21 protein-coding genes are annotated in these 19,919 nt (G+C 69.4%); 2 read left to right on the forward strand and 19 right to left on the reverse strand.

The features are described 5' to 3' along the window. Positions 1–28 precede the first annotated feature (28 nt). The 3 genes from ASE10_RS18850 to glnA form a co-directional block, all read right to left on the reverse strand. Positions 29–814 (reverse strand): TorF family putative porin, encoded by a 786-nt coding sequence (locus ASE10_RS18850; protein ID WP_082559774.1) that lies wholly within the window; start codon positions 812–814, stop codon positions 29–31. A gap of 203 nt (positions 815–1,017) precedes the next feature. Further along, positions 1,018–1,437 (reverse strand): GNAT family N-acetyltransferase, encoded by a 420-nt coding sequence (locus ASE10_RS18855; protein ID WP_343123450.1) that lies wholly within the window; start codon positions 1,435–1,437, stop codon positions 1,018–1,020. Positions 1,438–1,537: 100 nt separating this feature from the next. After that, positions 1,538–2,947 (reverse strand): type I glutamate--ammonia ligase, encoded by a 1,410-nt coding sequence (gene glnA, locus ASE10_RS18860; RefSeq protein WP_055905262.1) that lies wholly within the window; start codon positions 2,945–2,947, stop codon positions 1,538–1,540. A 271-nt stretch (positions 2,948–3,218) separates the two neighbouring features. Between glnA and ASE10_RS18865 the strand changes: the two genes are divergently transcribed. Together ASE10_RS18865 and ASE10_RS18870 are read left to right on the forward strand one after the other, a co-directional pair. Further along, positions 3,219–4,025, forward strand: coding sequence for an undecaprenyl-diphosphate phosphatase (locus tag ASE10_RS18865; protein WP_055905265.1), 807 nt, complete (start codon positions 3,219–3,221; stop codon positions 4,023–4,025). Positions 4,026–4,181: 156 nt separating this feature from the next. Beyond that, entirely contained in the window at positions 4,182–4,919 is a 738-nt protein-coding gene (locus ASE10_RS18870) for an META and DUF4377 domain-containing protein (RefSeq protein WP_056306175.1), read from the forward strand. A gap of 62 nt (positions 4,920–4,981) precedes the next feature. Here the strand turns inward: ASE10_RS18870 and ASE10_RS18875 are convergent, their stop codons facing one another. The 16 genes from ASE10_RS18875 to ASE10_RS18945 form a co-directional block, all read right to left on the reverse strand. Further along, positions 4,982–5,584 (reverse strand): RDD family protein, encoded by a 603-nt coding sequence (locus tag ASE10_RS18875; protein ID WP_055905271.1) that lies wholly within the window; start codon positions 5,582–5,584, stop codon positions 4,982–4,984. 70 nt (positions 5,585–5,654) lie between these two features. Continuing rightward, the gene (locus ASE10_RS18880) at positions 5,655–6,446 is read right to left on the reverse strand and encodes an SDR family oxidoreductase (protein ID WP_055905274.1); all 792 of its coding nucleotides are present in this window, start codon (positions 6,444–6,446) and stop codon (positions 5,655–5,657) included. Positions 6,447–6,475: 29 nt separating this feature from the next. Then, positions 6,476–7,210: a hypothetical protein gene (locus ASE10_RS20865; RefSeq protein WP_056306177.1), complete on the reverse strand. Its 735-nt coding sequence runs from the start codon at positions 7,208–7,210 to the stop codon at positions 6,476–6,478. Continuing rightward, complete coding sequence (locus tag ASE10_RS18890; protein WP_056306179.1) at positions 7,203–8,147, reverse strand: NAD(P)-dependent oxidoreductase; 945 nt, start codon at positions 8,145–8,147, stop codon at positions 7,203–7,205. Before ASE10_RS18890 ends, ASE10_RS20865 begins: the two co-directional genes overlap by 8 nt. A 25-nt stretch (positions 8,148–8,172) precedes the next feature. Beyond that, positions 8,173–8,799 (reverse strand): YbhB/YbcL family Raf kinase inhibitor-like protein, encoded by a 627-nt coding sequence (locus ASE10_RS18895; protein ID WP_055905284.1) that lies wholly within the window; start codon positions 8,797–8,799, stop codon positions 8,173–8,175. Positions 8,800–8,865: 66 nt separating this feature from the next. Further along, positions 8,866–9,036 (reverse strand): hypothetical protein, encoded by a 171-nt coding sequence (locus ASE10_RS20620; protein WP_157481118.1) that lies wholly within the window; start codon positions 9,034–9,036, stop codon positions 8,866–8,868. Between the two features lie 102 nt (positions 9,037–9,138). Next, positions 9,139–11,211 (reverse strand): tetratricopeptide repeat protein, encoded by a 2,073-nt coding sequence (locus ASE10_RS18900; RefSeq protein WP_056101241.1) that lies wholly within the window; start codon positions 11,209–11,211, stop codon positions 9,139–9,141. A gap of 554 nt (positions 11,212–11,765) precedes the next feature. Beyond that, positions 11,766–12,755 (reverse strand): alpha/beta fold hydrolase, encoded by a 990-nt coding sequence (locus ASE10_RS18905; protein WP_055905785.1) that lies wholly within the window; start codon positions 12,753–12,755, stop codon positions 11,766–11,768. 62 nt (positions 12,756–12,817) lie between these two features. Next, complete coding sequence (locus tag ASE10_RS18910; protein WP_055905291.1) at positions 12,818–13,624, reverse strand: lysophospholipid acyltransferase family protein; 807 nt, start codon at positions 13,622–13,624, stop codon at positions 12,818–12,820. A 79-nt stretch (positions 13,625–13,703) separates the two neighbouring features. After that, complete coding sequence (locus ASE10_RS18915) at positions 13,704–14,141, reverse strand: hotdog fold thioesterase (RefSeq protein ID WP_055905294.1); 438 nt, start codon at positions 14,139–14,141, stop codon at positions 13,704–13,706. 232 nt (positions 14,142–14,373) lie between these two features. Further along, entirely contained in the window at positions 14,374–14,568 is a 195-nt protein-coding gene (locus tag ASE10_RS18920; protein ID WP_056101243.1) for a hypothetical protein, read from the reverse strand. A 317-nt stretch (positions 14,569–14,885) separates the two neighbouring features. Further along, entirely contained in the window at positions 14,886–16,823 is a 1,938-nt protein-coding gene (locus ASE10_RS18925; RefSeq protein ID WP_082586151.1) for a phospholipase D family protein, read from the reverse strand. Continuing rightward, positions 16,820–17,437: a YceI family protein gene (locus ASE10_RS18930; RefSeq protein WP_235565850.1), complete on the reverse strand. Its 618-nt coding sequence runs from the start codon at positions 17,435–17,437 to the stop codon at positions 16,820–16,822. Before ASE10_RS18930 ends, ASE10_RS18925 begins: the two co-directional genes overlap by 4 nt. After that, complete coding sequence (locus tag ASE10_RS18935) at positions 17,434–17,910, reverse strand: histidine phosphatase family protein (protein WP_055905299.1); 477 nt, start codon at positions 17,908–17,910, stop codon at positions 17,434–17,436. Before ASE10_RS18935 ends, ASE10_RS18930 begins: the two co-directional genes overlap by 4 nt. Before the next feature lie 166 nt (positions 17,911–18,076). Continuing rightward, the gene (locus tag ASE10_RS18940; protein ID WP_055905302.1) at positions 18,077–18,706 is read right to left on the reverse strand and encodes a ParA family protein; all 630 of its coding nucleotides are present in this window, start codon (positions 18,704–18,706) and stop codon (positions 18,077–18,079) included. 207 nt (positions 18,707–18,913) lie between these two features. Then, a complete protein-coding gene (locus ASE10_RS18945) occupies positions 18,914–19,822 on the reverse strand; it encodes an AEC family transporter (RefSeq protein WP_055905794.1) in 909 nt (302 codons plus the stop codon). Between the last annotated feature and the right edge of the window lie 97 nt (positions 19,823–19,919).

Here is a 19,919-nt window from a genome sequence, read left to right on the forward strand (position 1 = left end):
CTCGCAGCTCCGTAGGTGCGGTGGCGCATCAGAACGCCTTGGTGAGGGTGAGGGTGAACGCGTCTTCGGCGATGTTGTTGCCGTGTGCGTTGGTGTAGAGCGCCTCTTCCGCGTCCGTGTCGGTGTACGCCGCGGCGATCGAGAAGCCGTTGTCGAAGGCCTTGGTCACGCCGAGCTTCCAGTCGGTGTATTCGAAGGCTTCGTTGTTCTTGATCCACTGCTTGCCGCCGTGCAGGTTCAGCGTCCAGCCGGGCTGGAAGGTCCAGTTGACCGAGGCGTCGAGATAGCCACTGCCGTCCGAGTCGGCGTAGCCGAACAAGTCGGTCAGGGCGTGGGAGTACTTCAAACCGAGCGCGACGGTTTCCACCGGCGTGACGGTGGCGCCGACATAGAACTCGGCGGTGTTCGGGCTGTTGAACCCGCCCGGATAGTCGCCCGGGTACCAGTAGTACAGCGCGCCGACGTCGTAGGCGAAGATCTCGCCGGCCTTGCCGCGGTAGCCCGCGGAAACGTCCAGCTCCAGGCTGCTGGATATGTCGTCGCCGACGACGACGGTATCGGACAGCCAACTGACGTTGCTGCCCCAGGCGCCGACGTAGAAACCGCTGTCGGCGGCGTATTCGATGCCGCCCTGCAGGGCCGGCTCCTGGTTGGTCTGCGACACTCCCCTGAAGATGTAGTCGCTGGTCAAGCTCACCGAACCCGAGGTACCGGCGTGCGCGAGCGCCGGTGCGCCCAGGCAAGCGGCGAACACGGACAGAGCGAGCGCGGCGTGCGCGGTCGCGGTGGTGCTGGCGTTGGTACGAGACGACATGACGCAGGCTCCTCATAAGCGGTGGCCCCTCCCCGGTCAGTACTTCGTGCTCTTGCGGCGCGGGCGTTTCGTCGTGGCCCGGCCAATTTTTGGGACGCAGTCGCCCTGCGGCGGAGCGAGCCCGTCGTTGAGACCTCCTGGTTGTGGTGGTGGACTTGAAAAGCGAGCGGCCCGTAGCTTTCGCCACGGGCCGCCGGGTGCGTCTACAGGTGTTTCGTCATGAAGACGCTGTTCGGGTCGTCGACGTAGTCCGCGAAGGGTCCGCAGGGGTCGAAGCCGAAGCGCGTATAGAGTCTGCGCGCCGGCTCGAATCCGTCCATCGATCCCGTCTCCAGGCTCAGCCGCCGATAGGCGCGTCGCCCTGCCTCGTCGATGAGGTGATCCAGCATCGCGGCCGCCACGCCCTTGCGCAGGTGCCGCGCTGCCGTGCGCATCGATTTGATTTCGCCGTGCTCCGGATCGAGCTGCTTGAGCGCGCCGCAGCCGAGCAGTTGCCCGTCCTGCCAGGCGCTCCAGAAGCTGATCCCCGGTCGCCGCAATCCGTCCAGGTCCAGCGCGTGGATGCTCTCCGGCGGCGACAGTCGGGCCATGCCCTGCAGATGTTCGCGCAACAGCGCGATCACCTCGGGATGGTCCAGTTCGCCTGCACGGATCTGCATCTTCGCTCCTGGCGGTGGTGCGGCAACGCGGGACGGCGGCGCGGGCCGCCGTCCCTGTCGCACGTTAGACGGCGTAGTACATCTGGTACTCGAGCGGATGCGTCGCCGCGCGGAACTTGGTCACTTCCTGCATCTTCAGCGCGATGTAGCCGTCGATGAAGTCGTCGGTGAACACGCCGCCGGCCTTGAGGAAGTCGCGGTCCTTGTCCAGCGCTTCCAGGGCCTGGTCGAGCGAATGGCAGACGGTCGGAATGCCCTTCTCTTCTTCCGGCGGCAGGTCGTACAGGTCCTTGTCGCTGGGCGCGCCCGGGTCGATCTGGTTCTTGATGCCGTCCAGGCCGGCCATCATCAGCGCGGCGAAGGTCAGGTAGCCGGACTGGATCGGGTCGGGGAAGCGCATCTCGATGCGGCGCGCCTTCGGGTTGGCCACGTACGGAATGCGGCAGCTCGCCGAACGGTTGCGGGCCGAATAGGCCAGCATCACCGGCGCCTCGAAGCCCGGCACCAGGCGCTTGTAGCTGTTGGTGCCCGAGTTGGTGAACGCGTTGATCGCGCGCGCATGCTTGAACACGCCGCCGATGTACCACAGCGCCATCTGCGACAGGCCGCCGTAGCCGTCGCCGGAGAACAGGTTGACGCCGCCCTTGGCCAGCGACTGGTGCACGTGCATACCGCTGCCGTTGTCGCCGACGATCGGCTTGGGCATGAAGGTCGCGGTCTTGCCGTTGCGGTGGGCGACGTTCTTGATGATGTACTTCATCGTCAGCAGTTCGTCGGCCTTGGCGACCAGCGAATTGAACTTGGTGCCGATCTCGCACTGGCCGGCGTTGGCGACTTCGTGGTGGTGCACTTCGACTTCGATGCCGGCCTGTTCCAGCGTCTTGCACATCTCGGCGCGGATGTCGTGCAGCGAGTCCAGCGGCGCGACCGGGAAGTAGCCGCCCTTCACGCCCGGACGGTAACCGCTGTTGCCGCCTTCGTATTCCTTGCCCGAGTTCCACGCGGCTTCTTCCGAATCGACGTGGAAGAAGGTGTGGCCCATCTCGTTGGCGTAGCGCACCGAATCGAAGATGAAGAACTCGGGCTCAGGGCCGAAGAAGGCCTGGTCGGCGATGCCGCTGGACTTGAGGTAGGCCTCGGCGCGCTTGGCGACGCCGCGCGGATCGCGCGAGTAGGCCTGCATGGTCGCCGGGTCGAGGATGTCGCAAGTCAGGATCAGGGTCGGATCGGCAGTGAACGGATCCAGGACCGCGGTCGAGGCGTCGGGCAGCAGGATCATGTCCGACTCGTTGATGCCCTTCCAGCCGCTGATCGACGAGCCGTCGAACATCTTGCCGTCTTCGAACAGCGCCGGCTCGACGATCGACTTGGGGAAGGTCACGTGGTGCTGAACGCCACGCATGTCGGTGAAACGCAGGTCGACGAATTCGACCTTGTGGTCCTTGACGAGCTTTTCGACGTGTTCGAGGGACATGGACTGGATCCGGATTGGGAAGGGACAGGACGTGCGGTGCGCGGCTTTGAGCTGCTTGGCTTAAGTAAAGCAAGCAGCGTGCCAAGTTCTGAATTAACGTATATGATTGATTATAAAGAAAATTAATCTTGGCGCACCGCAGCAATGCTTCCTATTGGTGCTTTTCCAGTTGTGAATGCACCAATTTGGACCAGGCGCTCTTTAGGATATCCTGCTGCGGTTTTTGTCCCTGCCGTCCTGCCGCCCCCTCGCTTCGCACGATTCCCACTCAATGACCGATCTGCTCGCCGCGCTCCTGCTCGGCATCATCGAAGGCGTCACCGAATTCCTGCCGATTTCCAGCACCGGCCACCTGCTGATCGCGCAGCACTGGCTGGGCAGCCGTTCGGACCTGTTCAACATCTCGATCCAGGCCGGCGCGATCCTGGCGGTGGTGCTGATCTACCGGCGGCGGCTGTGGCAGCTGGCGACCGGCTTCATGCAGCCCGACAACCGCGACTACCTGCTCAAGCTGATCGTCGCCTTCGGCGTCACCGCGGTGCTGGGCCTCACGGTCAAGAAGCTGGGCTTCGTACTGCCCCACAAGGTGCTGCCGATCGCCTGGGCGCTGGTGTTGGGCGGCATCTGGATGCTGGTGGCCGAGCACTACGCGGCCAAGCACGCGCAGACCCTGGGCGAGCGCACGACGATCAGCTGGACCGTGGCGATCCTGGTCGGCGTGGCGCAGGTGATCGCGGGCGTGTTCCCGGGCACCTCGCGCTCGGCCGCGACCATCTTCGTCGCCCTGCTCGCCGGCACCACCAGCCGCGCGGCGGCGACCGAGTTCGCGTTCCTGGTCGGTATCCCGACCATGTTCGCGGCCACCGCCTACGAACTGCTGGGCGTGATCGGCACACCGGCCGCGACGAGCGAGAACTGGACCGCGCTCGCGGTCGCGTTCGCGGCCTCGGCGGCGACCGCGTTCGTGGCAGTGAAGTGGCTGCTGCACTACATCCAGAAGCATCGCTTCACCGTGTTCGCCTACTACCGCTTCGCCCTGGGTGCGGCGCTGCTGCTGTTGATGCCGTCGGGCAGCTGATCCGCGCCGCGCGCGGCGGCATCCGGCGCCTGCGGCGCCGATGCGTGTGGAATTCATCCTTCCTTTTCGTGGCCTGAACGATACTGAATAGGCTTGACCCCACCGGTTGAGCCGATGCGTTCGCATGGGTTCGGCTATCGAAACGGAAAACCCCACATGAAGATGCTCGCCCCCGCACTGCTCAGCCTGGCCCTCGCCGCCTGCGCATCCAACACCGCGCCCGAAGCCACCGGCGCCGGCCGCGATGTCGACGCCGGCACCGCGAGCGCGGCCCTCAGCCTGGACGCCTACCACTGGCGCCTGACCGACGCGACCGACAGCAGCGGCAAGCCGATCGCCGCGCTCGTGCCGGACCCGAAGCGCCCGCTGCAACTGGACTTCGACCGCGGCCGGGTCAGCGTCAGCGGCGGCTGCAACCGCGCCAGCGGCAGCTACACCCGCGACGCCAAGGCGCTGAGCTTCGGCGACATGGCGCAGACCCTGATGGCCTGCGCGGACACGCGCCTGATGGAACTCGACCAAGCCATCGGCGAACGCCTGCGCGGCTCGCTGCCGGCACGGATCGAAGGCGGGGCCGACGCGCCGCGCCTGCTACTGACCGCCGCCAACGGCGACCGGCTCAGCTTCGAAGGCGCGCCGTGCTCGCACCCGCTGATCCCGAACATGCAGTGCCTGCAGGTGCGCGAGCGCCGTTACCAGGCCAACGGCGTGGCGATCAAGAGCGACGCCGCCTGGCAGCCGCTGTACCAGGACATCGAGGGCTACACCCACGAACCCGGCGTGCGCAACGTGCTGCGGGTAAAGAAGTACGCCATCAAGAACCCGCCGGCCGACGCCTCGTCGGTGGCCTACGTGCTCGACATGGTGGTCGAGTCGGAGATCGTCTCGAAGTAGGTCCTGCCGCCGCGACTACCCCATCGCGACCACCCGGGACCGGGCGGTCGCGATGGCCGCGCTCAGGGCGCGACCGTAATGCTGGCCGCCGCGCCGGTGTCCGCCGCGACCCGCGCCGGCTGCGGCACGATGCCTTCGCCGAACTGGCTGCTGATCGCATGACGCGGCCGGCCGACGCGCTGGCCCGGACGCGGACGGCGGATCACGTAGGTCTTGGTCAGGGAGTCGTGCCAGCCGCGGCGGACTTCTCCATCGCTGAACAGCAGCGACAAGGCATCGAACGGAATCAGGCGGCACAGGCTGCGCAAGAACGCGCGCGCGAAGCCCGGCGACCTGCCGTACTCGTCCACCACGCGGGTGTTGGTGATCAGCTTTCCGATGGTGAAACCGAACGCGCCTTCCATGAACGCGTAGTAGACCACCGTGATCGCGGCGGTCAGCAGGATATCGGTCAGGCGGTCGATGCGATCGATCCACGCGAGCACGGCTTCGTTGCCCGACAGCGCCGCGAGCACGCCGAGCAAGGCGCCGAACAGCAGCACGATCAGCTTGTCGATCAGCCAGTTGAAAAAGCGGCGCCACTTGGTGGCGGACTCGACGTCCACCAATTCCACGACATCGGCCACCGCCGCGCTGGATGCGCGGTACGGGTTCTGTTCTTCCATAGCGTTCCCCCTGTGAACGGGGAAAATCTAGCAGTTCCGTGGCCGGAAACAACGTCAGGCTGGGCCCGGGCTAGAGGGTGCGGGTCTGCCCGCCGTCGACGTCGACGATCGCGCCCTGCATGTAGCTGGCGGCGTCCGACAGCAGGAACGCGACCACCTGCGCGACCTCCTCGGGCGTGCCGTAGCGGGCCACGCGCAGCTGGCGGGCGAGCTCGGCCGCGGCCTGCGCCGGTTCGATGCCGCGCTCGCGCGCCAGGGCCTCGATGCGGCGCTGGGTGCGCTCGGTCGCGATCGAACTGGGATTGACCGCGTTCACCCGCACGCCGTCGGCGATGCCGCGGTCGGCCAGGACCTTGCTCAGATTCAGCAGCGCGGCGTTGACCGCGCCGCCGATCGCGAACTCGGCGCTGCCGGTGCGGCCGCCGATGCCGGCGATGTTGACGATGCGGCCCTGGGTCGCGACCAGATGCGGCCACGCCGCCCGGCATAGGCGCATCGCGCCGTGGAACTTGAGCGCGAAGCCGTCCTGCCAGTCGGCATCGGTGAACGACAGGAAGTCGCCGCGCGGCGTCGCGCCGGCGTTGTTGACCAGGGCGTCGATGCGGCCGTGCCGTTCCAGCGCGAGTTCGATCACGCGTTGCGCCGCGGCGGGCTCGCTCAGGTCGCAGGCCAGCGCCAGCGAGGGCGTCGCCAGGGTATCGACCAGCGCGTCCAGCGCCTCGTGCGAGCGCGCGACCGCGAGCACGCGATAGCCGTCGGCGGCGAGCTTGCGCGCGATCGCCGCGCCGATGCCGCGGCTGGCGCCGGTGACGATCGCCAGCGGATCGCCGTGGATGGGGATGCCGGCCTGTGCTGGCTGCACTTTCGACTCCTGGCTGCGATCGAAGCTGCTTACGATACGCCGGCCGCTCGGGTACCGACAGCAGAGCCGGCCGCTGGAACTTGCGCATGCGCAGCGGCGACGTCGCCGATCAGCGCGCACAGGAAACTTTGCAGAAACAGCACCTGCGCGGCGAGTTCGAGGCATTCCTCGATGGTCTGCTCCAGCCGTTGCCATTGGACCGGCAGCAGGCCCAGGTCGATGGTGTCCAGCGACACCGCGACCACGGCCACCGCCAGCCCCAGGCCCAGACGCAGGCGCGCGCCGGCATGCGCGCCCAGCATCCGCCAGACGCGCGGCAGGAACAGCAATCCGATGGCGGCGTACAGCATGACGACGAAGTCGCCCGGCGATACCCACGGCAGCAGCGGAACCGACACGCCGTGTGGCGCCAGGAAGCGATCGCGTAGCCGTTCGTGCAGGGCGAAACGATCGTCCAGCGCGAAGAACAGGAATGCCGCCGCCAGCAGCCACCAGGTTTGCGCATGCGGCCGCCCGTACAACCAGGCGCGCGAGCCGGCCAGCAACGCCAGCATCGCCGTGGACGCCATCACCGCGACTTCCAGGCTGGTCATCGGCGTCTGCTCGAAATTGATCCAGAGCCAGTACTGCGGCCAGCGCAGCGCCAGGAGCAAGGCGACGAACGCCAGCGGCGCCAGCGAACTCGCCCACAACAAGCACCGGCGGAGCTGCGACAGCTTGCTCAGGTCCGGCGCCGTTGCGCTGCCGATCGCGGTGTCAGTCATGTCTGAATTCCCGTGCCAGCCGGACCAGCGATTCCACCCATTGCTGCAGGCCGCGCGCCATCGCTTCGTCCGAGTACCAGGCCGAGTGCCCGCTTTGGAGGATGCGGCCGGGTTCCAGATGCCGCGTTTGCGCATCGCTGAAGACGTAGTCGTCCACCGCGTATCCGGCCAGCCGCCGGGCCGCGATCGCTTCGAGCACCGCGCCCGGATCGACCAGCGCGCGACGGGCCGGATTGATCAGATAGGCGCCGGGGCGCATGCGCTGCAGCTGTTCCTCGCCCAGCAAGGGCGGTGCGTTGCGCTCGCGGCTGCAGGCCAGCATCACCACGTGGGACGATTCCAGCAGTTCGGCCAAGGAGCGTGCGGCGGCATCGGGCGCCAGCGCCGGATCGGTCCATACCAGTTCCATGCCGAACGCCTGCGCGAGCGCGCCGATCCGACGGCCGATCTGGCCGTAGCCGATCACGCCGATGCGCTTGCCGGCGAGTTCCCAGCCGCGCAGGGACACTTCGCGTGCCAGCTCGCCGCGTGCGATGCGGTCGCTGAGATGGGTGCGGCGGCTCAGCGTCAGCACCATGGCCATGGCGTGCTCGGCGACGGTCTGCGCCGAATAGTCGGTGCAGCTGGCGAACGCGATGTTGCGCGCGCGCAGGTAGTCGACGTCGACCCACTCCGTGCCGGTCGCGTGGACGGCGAGCGCGCGCAGTCCGGACACCGCCGCGATGCTGTCGCGATCCAAATCCGGCATGGCGCGTGGCGTCAGGCCGACGATATCGGCACCGCCGCACAGCTCCGCGAACGCGGGCCGGCTCAGCGCCGTCGGCACCGCGTGCACCGTCAATGCCGCGACGGCTTCCATGGCCTGCAGTTGCGTACGTTCGAAACTGTCGCGCCCACGCGCCGTCATCACGGTCAGGCGCGGCAATCGGATCTGCATGGCGTCCCCCAACGCCTGGGCGGCCTTAGCTGGAGACCGCGGGGTTCAGCGAATAGGTGCCGTAGGTCGAGGCCTCGGCCAGGACATGGCCGTGCATCGCGCGCAGCACGTCGGCGGCGCCGAAGCGCTCCGGCAGGTCGAGGCGCTCGACGTCGAGCGCGAACACGCGGAAGAAATAACGGTGCAGGCGCAGGTCGTTGGGCGGCGGGAACGGGCCGTCGTAGCCGCGCCAGTCGCCGGCCATATCGGCGTTGCCGGCGAACCAGCCGGTGTAGTCGTTCAGGCCTTGGCGCGCGCCGCGCGGGCCGGCGGGGTCGGCTTTGCCGTGCGCGACCACGCCGTCGCTGCAGCTGCCGGCGGCGATTTCGCGCAGGTCGGCGGGCAGGTCGGCCATCGCCCAATGGCAGAAATCGGTGCGCGGCTGCTCGACCGGGATCTGCACGTCGTCGCGGCCGACCATCTCGGCGACCGTCGGCACGTCGGGGTCGACGCACAGCAGCGCGAACGAGCGCGTCGCCGCGGGCGCGTCGGTCCAGGCCAGATGCGGATTGCGGTTCGGCGCGAAGCCGTAGCCGTCGGCCGTGGGCTGACCGGCGGCGAACTCGGCGGCCAGGCGCTGGCCGCGTTGGAAACTGTCGCTGTGGATTTGCATACCGCCTCCAGGCAGGGAATCGCATCGACCCGCGCGCATCACGGCATCGGCTGAGCGGACAAATTACTACAGGACGATGCGCGGGCCCATGTCCGAACGCATCGTGAGCAAGGCTTCCGCATTGGCCTTGGCGTCGTCGACCGGGTGATGGCTATGGCGGGTGCGACGCAGAGGCTTGGAGTTCTTGCCGGCGCCGTTCACCAGTCTTTCGGAGCCGCTGTTGTCCGAGACGAACATCGGCCGGCCTTAGGCGTTCTCGCTCAGCCTCTCCGGCGATCCGACGCGGGATGCGCGCATCCCGCGTCTGTGAAATCGCGCGCCCATCCGGACGCGGCGAACTCAGGCTTCCGGATAACCCAGGCGCTTGGCGACCGGCGTCAGCACGGCGAAGGCCTCGGCCAGCGGTTCGGCGAACGCGCGCCAATGACCGGGGGCGAAGCGCTGCGGGCCGAGGGCTTCGATCGGCGGCGGTGCGATGCCGATTTCCAGCGCCTGAGCGATCGCCACGGCGAGGCCCTGCGGGTCCTGCGAGATATCGTCGAGCTTGATCAGGCGGTGCGGGAACAGGTCCTGCTCGTGCAGCGCGGCGACCTGGTTGAGCACCATCGCCATCCAGCGCGCGCCGGCTTCCGGCGATTCCAGACGGAACGGCGCCGGTGCGCCGTAGGCGAGCCAGTCCAGCAGCATGTCGCGCGGATCGCGCAGGGCGATCATCAGCACCGCTTCGGGCAGGTGCGGGCGCAGCGCCAGCAGCAGCGAGTTGTCCCACCACAGCAGCCAGTCGAAGATCGCGCCGTCGTTGACGCCGCGCGTGGGCAGCGCGGCGCGCCACAGGTTGACCAGGTAGGCCGGATCCATCGAGCCGTCGAGCAGGGCTTCGGCGGTGCCGTAGCGCTGCAGCGGGTCGTTGGGCGGGTTGGAACCGAAACGGTCGGCGCGCAGCGGGCCCTGGGCGAGGTCGAAAGTCTGCGCGAGGCGCTCGACCAGCGAACCCGGCGGGCCCCACAGCAGCAGCACGCCCGGCGCGTCTTCCGGCAGCGGCGCCAGATCGGGCCAGTTGGTACGCGGCGTGGTCACCGGCGGCAGCGGGAGGCGCTGCGGCGCGGCTTCGGACTGCAGCTCGATCCAGGTCGCGGCGGCCGCGCCGGGCTGGCCGGCGTGGTCGAGGGTGCGGCCGAGCAGATGACGCAGGTTCAACTTGACCTGCTCGTCCGGCGCGCGCGCGAGCAGGCTCTCCACACGCGTGACCGCAGCGTCCGGATCGGTCTGGATCAGGCTGTCGATGATGCGCAGTTCCGAACGCGTATCGCCGGGGTTGAGCTCGACGATGCGATGGGCGATGGCGTCGGCCTGTTCGCGCTCGCCGTGATGGTCGTGGATGGTCGCGCGCGCTTCCAGCGCCGGGATGTAGTCGGGCATCGCGTCGATCCAGCGCTCGACGATGCCGAGCGCTTCGTCGCCCGCGAACGGTTCGAACAGCAGGCGCGCGCGCCACAGGTCGTCGCTCTGCGGATGCGTGGCCAGGGCCGCTTCCAGCGTGTTGCGGGCGTCGTCGGCGTCGCCGAGGCGGCGCCAGACTTCGATCAGCGCCGACAGAGTGCGGCGGTCGCGCGGTTCGGCGGCGAGCGCGGCGCGCAGGCGCGGCAGGGCGCTGTCGGCGCGGCCGGCTTCGAGTTCGATCTCGCCCAGCCAACGCTGCATGCCCGGGCTGGCGTCGACGTCGACGGTGCGCGCGAGTTCGTCGGCGGCTTCGGCCGAGCGGCCCTGGCGGCGCAGCAATTCGACGATCAGCACGCGCAGCGAAGGCGCCGATGCGGGGGTGCGCTCCATCAGGCCGCGGAAGGCCTGTTCGGCGAAAGCGAAGTGGCCCTTGGCGAGGTAGGCGAAACCGAGCGCGTGACGCAGCTGCGGTTCGTCGGGCGCGCGTTCGGCGGCGCCGCTGAGCAGGGCCAGCGCGCCGTCGGCATCGCCGCGGCGCAGCATCAGGGTGCCTTCGACCGCGGCCACCTGCGGGTGGTCCGGGGCGATGCGCGCGGCGGTACGGATCAGGCGTTCGGCCTCGTCGAGGTCGCCCCGCGAGATCGCCAGCTGCGACTGCACCACGTAGGCGGGGAACTGATTCGGGTCCAGACCGATCGCCTGCGCGAGCGCGGCCTGGGCCTGGTCGAGCTGGCGGCCGTCGAGCAGCAGGCCGGCACGTTCCAGATGCAGATTGGCGTCTTCCGGCGCGATCGCGATGGCCTGGTCGATCGCGGCGATGGCGGCGTCGCGGTCGCCGCTGGAGCGGAGCGCGGCGGCGTGCAGTCGGTGCGCATGCGGGTCTTGCGGCTGTGCCGCCACCAGTTCCTGGGCGGCGGACAGGGCCTCTGCCGACGCGCCGCGGCGCAGGGCATCGAGGGTGGTCTCGTACATGGGATTGGGGACTTCAGGCCAAACCCGCATTGTAGCGGGAGGATCGGGGCCGGGCGGGCGGCGGCGTATGGGCGGCGATTGGCGCCTCTTCCGCTTGCGGGGTGAGGGGCAGCGCCTGCGAGCCACGGCTCGCGCTGCGCCGAACGCCCGACCGCTGGCGGTCGGGCCGGGGTGGGGGGTGGGGTGAGGGGCGAAGCTGGGGGAGTTTCACCGCCAACGCTGCCCTCATCCGCCCTGCGGGCACCTTCTCCCGCCAGCGGGAGAAGGGAATGGCGGGCGAATCGAAGCTACACGCTGCAGGGCGCGGTTACAGACGCGGCGCTTAAGCCCCTCTCCCGCTTGCGGGGTGAGGGGCAGCGCTTGCGAGCCACGGCTCGCGCTGCGCCGAACGCCCGACCGCTGGCGGTCGGGCCGGGGTGTGGGGTGGGGTGAGGGGCGAAGCTGGGTGGAGTTTCACCGCCTGGCGCTGCCCTCATCCGCCCTGCGGGCACCTTCTCCCGCCAGCGGGAGAAGGGAACGGCGGCGGGAGAAGGGAACGGTGGAAGCTTGGGGCATCAGGCCGATGCGGCCGACTCCAGCCGATCGGCGATCCAACGCTCCGCAAACCCATCCAGGCGCGCGCTTTCCAGAAACCCGCAGTGCCCGCCCCAGGGCGCGATCTCGAGCTGCGCATTCGGCGGCAGCGTCAGCGCGCGAAAGCCTTCGACCGGGATCACCGGATCGTCCTCGGCCATCAGGATGCTGACCGGCACCTGCAGGCGCGACAGTCGGTCGGCGGCCACCGAATAACCGTCGAAGTAGCGGTCCAGGGTGCCGTACTCGGTGTGGCGCTCGACCATCCACTGGGTCAGCGAACGCATGCGCAGGCCCAGGGTGCTGTCGTCGAAATCGTGGAACTGCGGGAACAGCTCGCGCTTGCGCGCCAGCGAGCCGCGCCACTTGCGCTCGAAGTACCACAGGTAGATCGGCAGGCCCTGCTCCATCGCATCCATGGTCCGGGCCGGGTCCAGCACCGGGCAGATCGCGGCTGCGTAGGTCAGCGGCAGACCCGCCTCGGGCGCCTGCAGGGCCAGGCGCAGGGCGAAATTGCCGCCCAGCGAGTAGCCGGCCACCGACATCGGCCGGCGCGGGAAGCGCTGGGTCACGTCGCGGGCCGCGTGCAGCACTTCGCCGATGCGGTTGGAGTGGAACAGGCCTTCGTTGAGGTGGTGGGTGTCGCCGTGGTCGCGGAAGTTGAGCCGGAACACTTCGAAGCCGCGGCCTAGCAGCTCGGCCGCGGTCATGCGCATGTAGTTGGATTCGGCGCTGCCTTCCCAGCCGTGCAGCAGCAGCACCAGGCCGCGCGATTCGGTGCCGGGCACGATGCTGTGCAGGCCGTGCAGGCGCACGCCTTCGCCGCCGTCGATCAGGTGTTCGGTGGTGGTCGCGCCCAGTTCGGCCAGGCGCTGTTCGGCGCGGCGCCGACGCAGCGGGCTGGAGCCGAGCAGCGATTGCAGGTGCGCGTTGCGCAGCCAGCGCGGTGGGCGGTAGTCGGCGGCGGTCAGCATCGGGGCGGAGGCATGGTGGGGGCGCGCGGCTTCATCGTAGGCATCGCCGGCGCCGGGGTTCAATGCCCCATCGCCTCGACGATGCGCTGGCGCGCGAGGTCGGCGATGCGCCGGCGGCCGTCGGTCTCGCCGGGCAGGATCGGCTGCAGGAAGTGGATCTCGGCGCGGCGCGAGGGTTCGCCGAGCAGGCGCACGAAGTTGGCGAAAAAGCTTTCGCGGTTCTGGAACGCGACCACGGTCTGGGCCTCGCCATGCTCGCCGTAGCGCAGCGCGACCGGCTGCACCGGCACGCCGGCCTCGACCGCGGCCAGAAAGATGCGGGCGTGGAAGGGCCCGATCTCGCCGCCGCCGCGGGTCCCGCCTTCCGGAAACACGCCGACCGAACGCCCGGCGCGCAGGCGCGCCAGCATTTCGTGCAGCACGCCGCCCAGCGATTCGGTGCTGCCGCGGTGATGGAAGATGGTCTCGCCGCGCGCGGCCAGCCAGCCGACCACCGGCCAGCCGGAAATCTCGCGCTTGGCGACGAAGCCCATCATGCGCTGGCTGTGCAGGGCCTCGATGTCGATCCAGCTGACGTGGTTGGCGACGAACATCGCCGCGCCCGGCAGCGGCGTGCCGACCCGGCGCAGGCGGAAACCGAAGATGCGCATCAGCCCGGCCGACCAGGCGCGGATCACGCGGTGTTCCAGGCGCTCGTCGCCGACCGGGATGCCGGCGGTCAGGGGCGAGATCAGCAGCAGTACCAGCGGCAGGTCGACCAGCAGATGCCACGTCAGCAACGGCACACGGATCAGGTAACGCAGCGCGCGCGCGGCCTGCGCACCGGAGGGCGCGGCCGCGCCGGCGTGGGGAGACGGCGCATTCATCCTGTGCACGATACCGAAGCGCCGGGGGCGTGGCGAGCGCGCTCGCGCGCAATCGGCGGCGATGAGCGCTGACGGCGGTTCAACGCGCGATCACCGCCACGGTCAGGCGCGAGATGCAGACCAGGCGCGCGGATTCGTCCTCGATGCGGATTTCCCAGACCTGGGTGCGCGCGCCGATGTGCAGCGGCCGCGCGGTGCCGGTGACGATGCCGCTACGTACGCCGCGCAGGTGGTTGGCGTTGATCTCGATCCCGACCACGCCCTGGCCCTCGTCCACCGCCATCATGCCGGCGCTGCTGCCCAGGGTTTCGGCCAGCAGCACCGAGGCGCCGCCGTGCAGCAGGCCGTAGGGCTGGTGGGTGCGGGCGTCGACCGGCATGGTCGCGCGCAGGTAGTCGGGGCCGATCTCGGTGAAGACGATGCCCAGGGGCTCCATCGCGGTATCGCGCGAGCTGGCGTTGAGCTGCTCCAGGCTGCTGGGGCGGCGGAATACGGGTCGGGTAGCGGCGGCGGTCATCGCGCCACGATAGCCCAGGCGTGCGGCGCGGACGAAAAGAACGCAGGGTCAGCCGGGGGATTCCTTAGCCGGGAATCGGGGCTGCCCTGCGTTTAGGGGGTAAGACGGCGCGACTGGGGACTACAGTCGGCGGGCTCGGCCTTCTGACCGGCGCACTGCGTGGAGAGGGGCGCAGCGCGCCGGTCCCGGCTTTATGGAGCGGACCGACACACGACCAGGACGACACCGTGGGTTAAGCGCAGCGGAAGCGCGGCTGGGCCCAGTCGTTGCCGGTGTAGCGGCGGCTGCTGGCGTAGCCGGAGCTGTTGCCGTAGCCGACGCCGAAGTCGCGTTCGCGGTGGACGTGGCGGACTGGGGCGACGGGAGCGTTGCGGTTCTGGCTACTCGTGGAAGAGACGTTGCGGTCGAAGAGCTTGGAGACGTTCATGGCGGTGTCCTGGGTCGGTGGGGGAGTGATAGTGCTTCGGTGTGTTGGTAGAGTACAACACCTGGCCTCTTGTTCCATATGCCGGAAGTCACCCCACCAAAGACCTGTCTGTTTGCGGCGGGCTGCAACACTGGAACTTGCTGATAGAGATGAGATTCGCGGGCCCGCGGTTGCATCGATCGGCCCATGACTGACGACCTATGCCGGGGGATGTGACCTGCTCCGGACGCGCACAGACGCGCACCGTCCCGGACCGATGCCGGGACAGTTTCCTGAAATATCAATGATTTAGGACGCCATGACCGGGCGCCCGGGGCTTATAGAATCGGCGCCAGGCCCGCCCCGAAGGCGGTGAAAATACGCGTGATCAGGCGCTTGGGGCCCAGGCTGACCTCGGGGAAGTCCCCGACCGGGCGGTAGCAGGCGCGGAATCCGGGCTGGTTGCGGTACAGCGGGTGCGGGCAGTCCGGCCCGGGCACGAATTCGTAGCTGGTCGCATAGCGCATCGGCCACAGGTCGAACAGCGGCAGCTGCTCGGAGACCTTGCCCAGCGAATACTCCAGCCCCGAAAACACCGGCGGCTTGTCGCGGCGCGCGATCACCCACGAATTTTCCGGCTTGATGTCGCGGCGGATGCTGGCCGCGAGTTCGGCCGCGAACACGGCATCGTCGATCACCACCGCGCTCTCGGTGTTGTAGCGGTCGCCGCGCGGATCGAAGTTGTGGGTGCCGACCACGCCGATGCGCTCGTCGATCACCATCGACTTGGCGTGCATGCCGATGCGCACGCCGGCGCGTTTGAGCGGCACCGGCTCGTTGGCGCGGCGGCGCGCGTAGCGCATCGCCGCGTATTCGCGCGACAGCGGCGTGCGGTACTGGGTGCGCGAGATCACGCTGGAACGATCCAGGCGCTGCTCACGCAGCGTTCTCGGCGCCGGCTCCGGCGGCAGGTCGTCCAGGCCCAGGTCCGGCAGCGTCGCGCCGGTGGTGGCGATGTCGATCGGCGCGTCGGCCGGGAACGGCTTGTACTCGTAGATATCGAAGCCGAATTCGCGCAGGTAGCGGCGCTTGTACTTGTACGACAGGGCGTAGGCGATGAAGGCGTCGGTCGCGGCCAGGCTGTTGGTCGAGACGATCACGCGCGGCGGCGCCGGCCGCTTGCGCAGATCGCGGAACAGGGCCTGGGCGGCGTCCGACAGCACCAGATAGGGCGTCTGCAGCAGCACTTCGCGTTGCGCCGATTCGATCAGGCCGCGCAGCGAAGCGGAGGACTGGGCGCCGTCGATGCCGTTGCCGCGGTGCTTCTCCGGCGAGTCGGCGATGTAGCGCACCTGGCCCACCGCCAGCGCATGCGCGACCAGGCGTTCGCGCACCAGCCCGGCGTCGCCGGCATCGCGGCGCATGGCCTGGGCGCGCTCCGGGCGTTCGAACGCGGTCGTCGGCAGCTTCGGCACGCCGCTGCGGATCAGATAGGTGCCCACGTCCTTGAGGCGCTCGACCGGCACGCTGCGGCGATCGCCCCAGAAGCGCACGAAGTCCTCGTCCATCACCCGCGCGGCCGGCCCGGCCACCAGCAGGTCGCGGTCGCGGAAGTTGTACTCGTCGTCCCAGTCGTAATAGTCGTCCTGGTAGTTGCGCCCGCCGGTGATGCCGACCGCGCCGTCGACCAGCAGCAGCTTGGTGTGCATGCGCTGGTTGAGCCGGCGCCAGCAGCAGGCCGCGGCCAGCAGGTACTGCGGATAGGTGATGCGAGCGCGCTTGAGCACCGGGTTGTACAGCCGGACCTCGAAGTTGGCGTGCGTGCCGGACAGTGCGGCCAGGGTCTCGATGTGCTTGAACGCGGCCAACTGGTCCAGCAGCAGGCGCACGCGCACGCCGCGGCGCGCGGCCGCGATCAGCTCGTCCAGGACCAGACGGCCGGCGTCGTCCTCGTCGTAGATATAGGTCTGCAGATCGATCGCGGTGGTCGCGCTGCGGATCAGGTTGATGCGCGCGAGCAGCGCGTCCGGGCCGTGGTCGAGGATCAGGGCGTAGTGGCGCGGCGTGTCGGGACCGGATTCGGCCAGCGCACGCGTGGCCAGGTCGCGCAGCGGCGAGGGCTGGGCGCAAGCGTCGATGGCGGTGCAGTCGATCTGGGTCGGGCGCGCGGCGACGACGATCTCGGTCGCGCGATCGCGTTGCGCCTGCGACAGCCCGGCGCAGGCCGACAGGCTCAGCGCGAGCGCGACCAGGGTGGTGCGTTGCCAGGCTTTCACGGCGCCGGACTCCGCATCAGGTCGTGTTGCAGGCGCACGCGCAGGGTGAAGCGGACCCGATCGCTCAAGGCCAGCTGCCAGCCGTCCAGGCCGTAGTCGTCGCGGCTGACGCTGCCGTGGGCGATCACGTCGCAGTCCTTGCCGGGACTCAGGCAGAGGCTGGGCGCGAGCACGAAGGTCTCCATCCGGCTGACGCCGTGCAGGGTCAGGCGGCCGCGCAGCTTGCCGCCTTCGCGCACCAGCTCGGCCGCGTGCGGCTCGGACAGGAATTCGATGCGCGGGTAGCGCGCCGAGTCGAAGAAGCGGCGGCCGCGCGCGAGTTCGGTATAGCGCGCCGAGTCGGCGACCTTGACCGCGCCGGTGGCCAGCGCGATGCGGACCTGGTGGCGGCCGTCGGGCAGCACCGTCACTTCGCCTTCGTAACTGGGGAAGGTGCCTTCGACCCGCTGGCCCCAACGCGTGCGCAGCTCGAAACCGAAGCGAGTGTAGAACGGATCGAAACCCGACGACATCGGTGCCGGCGCCTGCGCCGCGAGCGGCGCGCAGGCCAGCGCGGAACACAGGAAGCCGATCGCGGCGAGGGTGCGTGCGGCCGTCGGGCGCTGCGGCCTCACGGCCACCAAAAGGCGCTGAGCTGGGCGACGCCCGGTTCCAGGCTGGTGTCGGCCGGCACGGTCAGCACCGCGACGCCGCCCGGAGGCATGCCGCGGTAGTCGCCGGACTGGCCGCTGTGCAGCAGCGCGGCCAGCCGTTCCAGGCCCGGGTTGTGGCCGACCAGCATCAGCCGCTCGGCCTCCACGTGCAGGTCGGCGAGCGAGATCAAGGTGCCCGGGGTGGCCTCGTAGATCGACGGTTCGATGCGCTGATCGACGTAGCCGATCGCGGCCAGCACCGCCTCCAGGGTTTCGCGGGTGCGTCGCGAGGGTGAGCACAGCACGCAATCGGGCACCAGTTTGTTCTCGGCCAGCCAGCGGCCGGCGGCCTCGGCCTCGGCCAGCCCCTCGGCCGACAGGGGCCGGTCCAGATCGGCCTGCCCTTGGGCGGCCGGCTCGGCATGGGCGTGGCGGAGCAGAATCAGTTCGCGCATGGATTGGGCCGCTTGCGAGTGGAAGGAACGGGCAACGCGTCGATGCGCGAGCACTGGGTAAGCAGGATGCCTGTCGGCGACGCAGAAAGGTAGCCATGCGGCCGCGCCGGTCGTGTGAACGCCAGGGCGCGGCACCTCATGGCCATCGCTTCGTTCCCGCCAGCGCTTACTTCTTCAGCCACTTCAGCAGCGACTGCCAGTCGGCCTGGTGTTCGCGGATCTGCGCCGAGTGGTAGTCGAACAGGCTCTTGCCCAACGCGGTCATCACCACATAGGCCTGGCTGTCGCGCAGCTGCCCGACCATCGGGTAAGGCCATTCGCTGAGCAGTTCCACCGCCTGCTGCGAGGCATTGGTCCAGGGCTTGAGCTTGTTGCCGATCAGGCCCACGCGCAGCTGGCCGCGGCGGACCCGCGGGTGCCGGGCCAGGGTGTCCAGGAACGGCACCGTGGCTTCGATGTCCAGAGTCGAGGGCTGCACCGGCACGACCACCGCGTCGGCGACGTCGAGGAAGGCTTCCAGGTCCTCGGCCATGGCCCCGGCCGGAGCGTCGATCACGATCCGCTGGGTGTCCTCGGGCAGGGCTTTGCGCCAGGATTTGCGGCGGGTGCCGTCGAGCGGCAGGACCGCGCTTTCGAGCGTGGCGCGGCGTTGCGCCCAGCGCGTGGAGGAGTTTTGCGGATCGGCATCGACCAGCGCGGTGCGCAGGCCTTCTAGCGCCGACTGCGCGGCGAGATGGGTGGCGATGGTCGTCTTGCCCACGCCCCCCTTGGAACTGGCCACCAGCACGGTCTTCATGCGAGCTCCCTCTAGGCGGAAGCCGCAGCGTACACCGGGGGTGGGGCCGGGGCTATCACGGGGCGGGGGCGATTTCGACCAGGCGGCGGCCAGCCTGGATCAGGGCGCGCTGCCCGGGATCCTCGGGCAAGCCACCCGGCGGAGCACTCGTTCGCAAGCCGCGCTCCTCCAGCCGGGCCGCCGCAGCCGCCGTTCCCCCTGCGCGCCCTAACCCACCGCCACGCGCGCCCACAGCGGCAAGGTGATCAGCGACAGCAGCAGGCCGTAGCCGACCATGGCCGCGGCCAGGCGCGGCGCGAGCTGGTGCGCGATCGCCAGCGCGCCGGCGGTGACCATCGGCGGCATCGCCGATTCCAGCACGGTCGCGCGCGCCATTTCGCCGTGCAGGCCCAGCCAGGGCACCAGCACGCAGGCCAGCGCCGGCATCAGGGCCAGCTTCAGGGCCAGGCCGGCCGCCAACGGCTTGAGCTCCTCGCGTGGCAACGCCAGCTTCACCGACAGGCCGATGGTCAGCATCGCCAGCGGCAGCAAGGCGTCCGACAAGCGCTGCAGGCCGCCGGCGATCCAGCTCGGCGGTTGCGCCGGCATCACCGTGAAGCCGAGCAGCAGCGCCCACAGCGGCGGGAAGCGCAGCACCCGGCGCAGCATGTCGCGGGCGTTGGGCGCGCTGTCGCCACCGTAACGCGCCAGCACCCACAAGCCGAACGTGGACAGGATCAGGAAGGCGCCGAACTGGTCGTAGACCACCGCATAGGGCAGCGCGTGTTCGCCGATCAGGGCGCGGGTCAGCGGATAGCCGAGGAAACTGGTGTTGCCCAGGGCGACGGTCAGCAACAGCACCGCGTGTTCGTCGCGGCGCAACTTCAGCCAGCGCGATAGCGCGCCGACCGCGGCCACGGTCGCGGCCAGCAGCAGCCAGGGCACCGCGGCCACGCCCAGCAGCGCCGGCTCCAGGTGCAGGCGCGGGGCGTAGCGCAGCACGGCCGCGGGCAGGCAGACGTACAGCACCACCAGGTTCAAGGTCTGCGCCGCGCTCTCGGGTAGCACCCGCAGGCGTTGGAACAGATAACCCAGCGCCAGCATGGCCAGCACCAGGGCAAAGGCGTCGAAGGCCATCGCGGTCGCGGTCGGCGCGCCGCCGGGCGCGATCCGTCCATGGTCGCGGTTGCGGCGTGTGCGCTCAAGGGTTCTGCGGCGCGCGCGGCGGGCCGAT

It is taken from the genome of Lysobacter sp. Root76, from assembly GCF_001428685.1.
Taxonomy (GTDB): domain Bacteria; phylum Pseudomonadota; class Gammaproteobacteria; order Xanthomonadales; family Xanthomonadaceae; genus Lysobacter.